Origin of the sequence: Micromonospora sp. NPDC005220, assembly GCF_040607895.1 — a bacterium.
In the GTDB taxonomy this organism is placed as follows: Bacteria; Actinomycetota; Actinomycetes; order Mycobacteriales; family Micromonosporaceae; genus Micromonospora.
Genome location: NZ_JBEXHP010000174.1, coordinates 1 through 7,772, shown reverse-complemented (window position 1 = coordinate 7,772; position 7,772 = coordinate 1). Strand labels below are relative to the sequence as shown.

At 71.4% G+C, this 7,772-nt stretch carries 8 protein-coding genes; 6 read left to right on the top strand and 2 right to left on the bottom strand.

The window, feature by feature from the left end:
• The first annotated feature begins 337 nt into the window (after positions 1 to 337).
• From ABZU52_RS30970 to ABZU52_RS30960, 3 genes are read left to right on the top strand one after another with little or no spacing between them, the layout of a single operon-like run.
• Complete coding sequence (locus ABZU52_RS30970) at positions 338 to 766, top strand: hypothetical protein (protein ID WP_354974470.1); 429 nt, start codon at positions 338 to 340, stop codon at positions 764 to 766.
• A gap of 23 nt (positions 767 to 789) precedes the next feature.
• A complete protein-coding gene (locus tag ABZU52_RS30965) occupies positions 790 to 987 on the top strand; it encodes a helix-turn-helix transcriptional regulator (protein WP_347662521.1) in 198 nt (65 codons plus the stop codon).
• Positions 984 to 1,961 (top strand): NAD(P)-dependent alcohol dehydrogenase, encoded by a 978-nt coding sequence (locus tag ABZU52_RS30960; RefSeq protein ID WP_354974469.1) that lies wholly within the window; start codon positions 984 to 986, stop codon positions 1,959 to 1,961. Before ABZU52_RS30965 ends, ABZU52_RS30960 begins: the two co-directional genes overlap by 4 nt.
• Before the next feature lie 161 nt (positions 1,962 to 2,122).
• Here the strand turns inward: ABZU52_RS30960 and panB are convergent, their stop codons facing one another.
• Both panB and ABZU52_RS30950 read right to left on the bottom strand, forming a co-directional pair.
• Complete coding sequence (gene panB, locus ABZU52_RS30955; RefSeq protein WP_354974468.1) at positions 2,123 to 2,968, bottom strand: 3-methyl-2-oxobutanoate hydroxymethyltransferase; 846 nt, start codon at positions 2,966 to 2,968, stop codon at positions 2,123 to 2,125.
• A 196-nt stretch (positions 2,969 to 3,164) separates the two neighbouring features.
• On the bottom strand, positions 3,165 to 4,922 hold the full coding sequence (locus ABZU52_RS30950) for an NAD+ synthase (RefSeq protein ID WP_354974467.1): 1,758 nt from the start codon (positions 4,920 to 4,922) through the stop codon (positions 3,165 to 3,167).
• A gap of 284 nt (positions 4,923 to 5,206) precedes the next feature.
• On the opposite strand from ABZU52_RS30950, the gene glnA reads away from it, so the two are divergent.
• The 3 genes from glnA to ABZU52_RS30935 form a co-directional block, all read left to right on the top strand.
• On the top strand, positions 5,207 to 6,556 hold the full coding sequence (gene glnA / locus ABZU52_RS30945; RefSeq protein ID WP_354974466.1) for a type I glutamate--ammonia ligase: 1,350 nt from the start codon (positions 5,207 to 5,209) through the stop codon (positions 6,554 to 6,556).
• An 86-nt stretch (positions 6,557 to 6,642) separates the two neighbouring features.
• Positions 6,643 to 7,068, top strand: coding sequence for a DUF350 domain-containing protein (locus ABZU52_RS30940; protein WP_354974465.1), 426 nt, complete (start codon positions 6,643 to 6,645; stop codon positions 7,066 to 7,068).
• A 318-nt stretch (positions 7,069 to 7,386) separates the two neighbouring features.
• Positions 7,387 to 7,772, top strand: a 386-nt coding sequence (locus ABZU52_RS30935; RefSeq protein WP_354974464.1) for an HTH domain-containing protein, incomplete at its 3' end; no start/stop codon positions are given.

Below are 7,772 nucleotides of genomic sequence, written 5' to 3'. Positions count from 1 at the left end.
CGCCGGCGTGCGGCCGTGCCGGGGGCGCGCTGCCGCCCGCGGGCGTGCGCTCCGGGGCGGCGCGCCCCCGCGCCCGCCGGGCCGCGCCCCCCCCCACCGCGCCCCGCGCCTGCGCCAACGCCTCGATCACACCCTGACACTAGAACAGGTGTACGACAAAACCAGTCACCATGATCAATGAGGGACCCGGTCCGGGTGGCTGGTGTTGACCGGTGGTTGACCGGGTCCGGGGAGGTGTGGTGCGGCAGGAGAGATGACGATGTAAAAATTTCTAGACACCATGTCAAAGACGCCATACTATGGGCATGTCAAGAATTCTTTACAGTAGGAGGCGGCCGTGACACACGAGGAGAAACGGGCCTGGATCATGCTGGTGGTCAGCGTGGTGGGCTACGCCGTCTACGCCGCCGTCGTCCTGAACCGGGCCGACGACGGCCCGCTCACCGCCACCCCGTATGCCGCGGTCCTGCTGTGGACGGTCGGCGGGGCCATCGTCGCGAACATCGTGGCCGAGATCGGGATGGGTGTGGTGAACCCCAAAGCCTCCCGGGCCAAGGACGTCCGTGACCGGGAGATCGGACGACTCGGTGACCACGTCGGCCAGGCGTTCGTGGTCGTCGGCGCGGTGTCGGCGATGCTGATGGCGCTGGCCGAGTGGGACCGGTTCTGGATCGCCAACGTCATCTACCTGTGCTTCGTCCTGTCGGCGGCGGTTGGTGGCCTGGCGAAGGTGATTGTCTACCGCAAGGGTGTCCCGCAGTGGTGAAGCCGACCCGCGTCACGAACAACATCCGCGCGCTGCGCTTCGCGCACGGCGAGATGACCCAGGCCGAGCTCGCCGAGCGGATCGGCGTGACCCGGCAGACCGTCATCGCCATCGAGCAGAGTCGCTACTCGCCGTCGCTGGAGATGGCGTTCAAGATTGCGCGCTTGTTCGACGCACGTCTCGACGACGTCTTCCAATACCCCGAAGAGGCGGCGCCATGAAGGCCATCGTCCAGGACAGCTACGGCCCAGCCGACGTGCTCCACCTCCGCGACATAGACCAACCGACCGTGAACGACGAGGAGGTCCTCGTCCAGGTCCGCGCCGCCGGGGTCGACCCCGGAGTGTGGATCTTCATGACCGGTCGGCCCTACCTGGCGCGGCTGGCCGGCGGGCTGCGCCGGCCCCGGGTTCCGGTGCGCGGCCGGGATCTGGCCGGGGTGGTGGTTGCGGTCGGCGCTCGGGTGACCCGGTTCCGGCCCGGCGACGAGGTGTTCGGCACCTGTCTGCGCGGCTCGTACGCCGAGTTCGCGAGCGCGCCGGAGCGGCGGCTGGCCCGCAAACCGGCCAACCTGTCGTTCGCGCAGGCCGCCGCCGCGCCGGTCTCCGGGATGACGGCGCTGCGTGCGGTCCGCGACAGCGGCGGGGTGCGCCCGGGGCAACGCGTCCTGGTCATCGGCGCATCCGGCGGCGTCGGGTCGCACGCCGTACAGATCGCCAAGGCGTACGGGGCGACGGTCACCGCCGTCTGCACGCCGGCCAGGGCCGCGTTCGTACGCACCCTCGGCGCCGACGACATCCTCGACTACACCAGCGAGGAGGTCGACCGCGATGGTCCGATCTATGACGTGGTCATCGACACGGGCGGCGATCGGCCGATCTCTCTCCTGCGCCGCGCCCTCACCCCACACGGGACATTGGCGCTGGTCGGCGGCACGTACACCAAGGGCCCGGTGCTCAGCGGCTACGACCGGCAGATGTTCCGCGCGCCGCTGCTATCGGTGTTCGTCGGTCAACGGCTGCGTAGCGTGAGCGCGGTCGAGCGAACCAAGGACCTGAGCGAGCTGGGAAACCTCATCGAATCGGGGGCGCTCACCCCGGCGGTCGACCGCACTTATCCTCTGGCCGAGACGGCGGACGCGATCCGCCACCTCCGGCATGGGCACCCGGCGGGGAAGATCGTCGTCACCATGTGACCCGGTGGTCGCCGCGACGCGCAGCCGCAGCCGCAGGACCGGGCGGCACCGACCACCGTTCGTGACCCGTCGCTCGGAGTGTCGTCCTGGGCTGGGCGAACAGGGGGACGGGTGGCGGGGGTGGACGCAGCCCACCCCCGCCAGCCCAGACCACTGGACTATTAGAAGGTGTGCTCAGCGGCGGGGAATTCGCCGCCGCGGACCTCGTCGGCGAACCGGCGGGTGGCGTCGTTGAGCGCGCCGGCCAGATCCGCGTACCGCTTCACGAAGCGGGGCGCCTTACCGGTCCGCAGCCCGGCCATGTCCTGCCAGACCAGCACCTGCGCGTCGGTGTCCGGGCCCGCGCCGATACCCACAGTGGGGATCGGCAGTTCGTGGGTGATCCGCTTGGCCACCTCGCCGGGCACCATCTCCAGCACCACCGCGAACGCGCCCGCCTCCGCCACCGCCCAGGCGTCGGCCAGCACCTCGTCGGCGGTGTCGCCGCGACCCTGCACGCGGTAGCCGCCCAGGGTGTGCTCGCTCTGCGGGGTGAAACCGATGTGCGCCATCACCGGAATGCCGGCGCCGACGATCGCGGCGATCTGCGCGGCGTTGCGGCGGCCACCCTCCAACTTCACCGCGTGACAGCCACCCTCCTTCATGAACCGGACGGCGGTCCGCAGCGCCTGGGCCGGACCCTCCTCGTACGAGCCGAACGGCAGGTCACCGACGATCAGCGCCTGCCGGGTGGCCCGCACCACGGCCCGCACCAGCGGAAGCAGCTCGTCGACGGTGATCGGCAGGGTCGTCTCGTAGCCGAACACGTTGTTCGCGGCCGAGTCGCCGACCAGCAGCACCGGCACACCGGCCTGGTCGAAGATCGACGCCGTGTACTGGTCGTACGAGGTGAGCATCGGCCACCGCTCGCCGCGCTCCTTGGCGGCCATCAGGTCGCGGGTGCGGACCCGTCGGGTGGCTGGGCCGCCGTACAACGCGGTCACCTCGTGCGGAGTGGACTCCACCATCTCTGTCTCCCTTCCTCGAGGCCGCCTGCGCGGTCCCCGGGTTCCGTCGCGATCGTCGCACCGTGAGACGGGGTGACGGCAGGGCCCAGTGCAAGATGTCACTCCGCGCCGGGCAAGGCCGCGGCGTCGCAGCCGGAAGGCGCCCGCGCGGCGGCGCCGGGCCGCGCCACCGACCCGGCACCCCCAGGTGTACGGCTCAGCCGTGCTCGCGCCACCGGTTGGTGATCGGCAGACGGCGGTCCCGGCCGAACGCCTTCATGGAGATCTTCGTGCCCGGGGCCGACTGCCGTCGCTTGTACTCGGCGGTATCCACCAACCGCAGCACCTTGTCCACGATCGCCGGGTCGTGCCCCGACTCGACCAGCCCGTCGCGGCCGAGGTCGCCGTCGACGTACCCGATCAGGATCGGGTCCAGGACGTCGTAGTCGGGCAGGTTGTCGCTGTCGAGTTGGCCGGGGCTCAGCTCGGCGCTCGGCGGCTTGCCGATCGAGTTCTCCGGGATCGGGGCGGTCTCACCGCGCCGGGCCGCGTCCCTGTTGCGCCACTTCGCAAGCCGCCAGATCAGCGTCTTCCAGACGTCCTTGACCGGGTTGAAGCCGCCCACCGAGTCGCCGTACAGGGTGGAGTAGCCGACCGCCAGCTCACTCTTGTTGCCGGTGGTCAGCACCAGGTGGCCCTCCTGGTTCGACAGCGCCATCAGGATCACGCCACGGACCCGGGCCTGCAGGTTCTCCACGGCGATCCCGGACAGCGACAGGTTGGCCAGGAAGGCGTCCACCATCGGCTGGATCGGCTCGATCCGGTAGTCCAGGCCGGTGCGCTTGGCCAGGTCGGCGGCGTCCTCCCGGGAGTGCTCCGAGGAGTGCTGGCTGGGCAGCGACACCCCGACCACCCGGTCCGGCCCGAGCGCGTCGACGGCGAGCGCGGCCACCACCGCCGAGTCGATGCCGCCGGAGAGACCGAGCACCACCGACGGGAACCGGTTCTTGTTGACGTAGTCGCGTAGCCCCACCACCAGCGCCTGCCACACCTCCGCCTCGTCGGCCACCGGCTCGAACAGCCCGCCGGTGGCGGCCGGGCCGGACGGCGAGGGCGGAACGCCGTCCAGGGTGCTGTGCACGATCCGCATGCCGTCCGCCACCGTCTCGGTGGTCGGCGGGGCGCCGGCGGCCGGCAGCTCCACGTCGTGCACGAGCAGGTGTTCGACGAACTGCGGGGCCCGGGTGAGCAGCTCACCGTCGGCGCTGACGATCATCGAGTCGCCCTCGAAGACCAGCTCGTCCTGGCCGCCGGTCATGTTGACGTACGCGATGGTGGCGCCCGCCTCGGCGGCCCGGCGGCGGACCAGCGGCAGCCGGATGTCGTCCTTGTTCAGCTCGTACGGCGAGCCGTTGATGTTGACGACCAGGCCGACGCCGGCCCTCCGGGCGGCGGCGAACGGACCGCCGGCCTGCCACAGGTCCTCGCAGATGGTCATGGCGACGTCCACGCCGCCGATCCGCACCACGCTCAGGATGTCGCCGGGGACGAAGTAGCGGTCCTCGTCGAAGACCCCGTAGTTGGGCAGGTGGTGCTTGAAGTAGCGGGCGGCCACCACGCCCCGGTGCAGCAGCGCGGCGGCGTTGCGGGCACCTCGGCCCGGCTCGGCGTCCCCGCTGACCTGCGGCGGCCCGTCGGCGTCCAGGTAGCCGACCACGACCGGCACCTCGCCGAGACCGTCGGCGGCCAGGTCGGCGGCCAGCCGCTGCACGGCGGCCTGGGACGCGGCGACGAAGGAACGCCGGAAGACCAGGTCCTCGACCGGGTAGCCGGTCAGCATCATCTCCGGGAAGAGCACCAGCTGGGCACCGGCATCGGCGGCCTGGCGGGTCCAGCTGCGGACCAGGTCGGCGTTTCCGGCGAGGTCGCCGACGGTCGGGTCGACCTGGGACAGGGCGAGACGCAGGGTGGGCATGTCCTCATCTTGCCCCAGCCTCCGCGGGAGAATCCGTACCCTCGGACGAGATTGCCGCCACCTGCCGCGATGGGCGCGCGCCAGGCCGCGGCGGCAGGAGCTGGGCCGTCCCGGCGGCGGACGCGGCGGCACGGCGGGAGCCCACGCTCGTCGGACGGGATGCGAGGGGACGGCCGGCGGCAGTTCGCGTAACGTCTGCGTAACCAGGCCCGGGAACACTGGGCGATCAGGTCGGGTGCAGCCCGGCCAAGGCGGACAAAAGAGTGTCGCGAGGGGTTGGGGAAGTGGACCGTCAGCAGGAGTTCGTCCTCCGCACGCTGGAAGAGCGGGACATCCGGTTCGTCCGGCTGTGGTTCACCGACGTTCTGGGCACGCTCAAGAGCGTTTCGGTGGCACCCGCCGAGCTGGAGGCCGCCTTCGAGGAGGGCATCGGCTTCGACGGCTCGGCGATCGAGGGCTTCGCCCGGGTCTTCGAATCGGACATGGTGGCCATGCCCGACCCGACCACCTTCCAGGTCTTCCCCTTCGAGGGCGGGGTCAGCGGCGAGAGCGCCCGGATGTTCTGCGACATCCTGCTGCCCGACGGCGGCCCGTCCTGGGCCGACCCCCGGCACGTGCTGCGCCGTGCGCTGTCCAAGGCGGCCGAGAAGGGCTTCACCTTCTACACCCACCCCGAGATCGAGTTCTTCCTGCTGGAAAATGGTCCGCAGGACGGCTCGGTGCCCACCCCGGTCGACACCGGCGGCTACTTCGAGCACACCACCCACGCCGTGGCCCGCGACTTCCGCCGTCAGGGCGTGCTGGCGCTGGAGCGGATCGGCATCTCGGTGGAGTTCAGCCACCACGAGGTCGCACCCGGCCAGCAGGAGATCGACCTGCGCTACGCCGACGCGCTGACCACCGCCGACAACATCATGACCTTCCGGCACGTGGTCAAGGAGGTCGCGCTCTCCACCGGGGTGCAGGCCAGCTTCATGCCGAAGCCGTTCACCGACCAGCCGGGCAGCGGGATGCACACCCACCTGTCGCTGTTCGAGGGCGAGCGCAACGCCTTCCACGACAGCGGCGACCCGATGAAGCTGTCCAAGGTGGCGAAGTCGTTCATCGCCGGCCTGCTGGTGCACGCCCGGGAATACACCGCGGTCACCAACCAGTGGGTCAACTCGTACAAGCGGCTCTTCCCACAGGCCCTCCCGGACCGGATCACCGAAAGCCCCGCGTACGTCTGCTGGGGTCACCTCAACCGGTCCGCGCTGGTCCGCGTTCCGGCGTACGGCAAGCCCAACTCGGCCCGGGTCGAGGTCCGCTCACTGGACTCGGCGGCCAACCCGTACCTCGCCTTCGCGGTGCTGCTCGGCGCCGGCCTGAAGGGCATCGAGGAGGGGTACGAGCTGCCGCCGGGCGCCGAGGACGACGTCTGGTCGCTGACCAGCGCCGAACGGCGCGCCATGGGCTACGAGGCGCTGCCGGAGAACCTCGCCGAGGCGATCGACGTGATGGCCGGCTCCGAGCTGGTCGCGGAGGTGCTCGGCGAGCACGTCTTCGACTTCTTCCTGCGCAACAAGCGGGCCGAGTGGGAGCAGTACCGCCGCGAGGTCACCCCGTACGAGCGGCAGCGCTACCTGGCGCTGTAGGCAGGGGCTGACGCGATTGCGCGCTGCCGCTATCGTCTCGATCATCGCGCCGGTACCCCTCCGGGCGGAGAGTCGGGAGGCAGTCGGTGCTGGAGGATCTGTTCAGCGGTGCCTGGCAGAGCGTCGTGTTCGGGATCGTCGGCGTCGGGCTGATGGCGGCCGGCTTCGGGCTCGTCGACCTGCTCACCCCGGGTCGGCTACGAGACCTGATCTGGGTCGACCGCAACGCCAACGCGGGGTTGCTGCTCGCCGCCAACCAGCTCGGCATCGCCGGGATCGTCTTCACCGCGATCCTGACCAGCTACAGCGACTTCGGCAAGGGGCTCGCCTCCACCCTGATCTTCGGGCTGGTCGGGTTGGTGATCATGGCGTTGGCCTTCGTGGTGCTGGACCTGCTCACCCCCGGCAAGCTCGGCGAGGTCATCTGCTCGCCCGACCCGCACCCGGCCGCCCGGGTCAGCGCCGCCACCCACTTCGGGGCCGCGCTGATCGTCTGCGCCTGCATCGCCTGACGGCGGCTCTCCGCGCCCCCGCGCCTGCGGCCGATCCGTCTGCGGGCCGTGCGTCTGTGGGCCGTGCATCTGAGGCCGATCGTCAGCGGGCGGTCCGTCTGCGGGCCGTGCGTCTGCGGCCGTGCGTCTGTGGGCCGTGCGTCTGCCGCCGTGCGTGTGCGGCGGTCCGCCTGTGGCCGGTCGCCTGCCGCCGTGCAGATCTTGGACAGTTTCCGTTAGGTCGTGACGGTAACTGTCCAAGATCTCCTGGTCGGTTGGGGCGTCCGCGTCTGTGGGCGGTCGCCGGGGGCGTCGTACCCCGGCCGTAGCGTGCCGGGCATGAACCGCACGGATCGCCTCTACGCGCTGGTCGAGGAGTTGCGGGCGGTGTCACCGCGGCCGCGCAGCGCCCGCTGGCTGGCCGCGCGCTTCGAGGTGAGCAGCCGGACCATCGAACGGGACCTCGGCGCGTTGCAGGAGGCCGGGGTGCCGATCTGGGCCGAGCCCGGGCGCACCGGCGGCTACGTCCTGGACCGCGCCCGTACCCTGCCCCCGGTCAACCTGACCGCCGCCGAGGCGGTGGCGATGGCGGTGGCGCTGCACCGGCTCGCCGGCTCGCCGTGCGCCGGGCCGGCCGGCGCCGCGCTGCGGGCGCTGGGGGCGGGGGTGCGGGGCGCCGAGGCCGCCGAGGCGCACCGCCGCGCCGGCCGGGGGCGCGGGGGCGG

Coding starts and splice junctions, on each gene's coding strand:
- ABZU52_RS30960 (WP_354974469.1), top strand. CDS start 984: ATGAAGGCCATCGTCCAGGACAGCTACGGCCCAGCCGACGTGCTCCAC.
- ABZU52_RS30950 (WP_354974467.1), bottom strand. CDS start 4,922: ATGCCCACCCTGCGTCTCGCCCTGTCCCAGGTCGACCCGACCGTCGGC.
- panB (WP_354974468.1), bottom strand. CDS start 2,968: ATGGTGGAGTCCACTCCGCACGAGGTGACCGCGTTGTACGGCGGCCCA.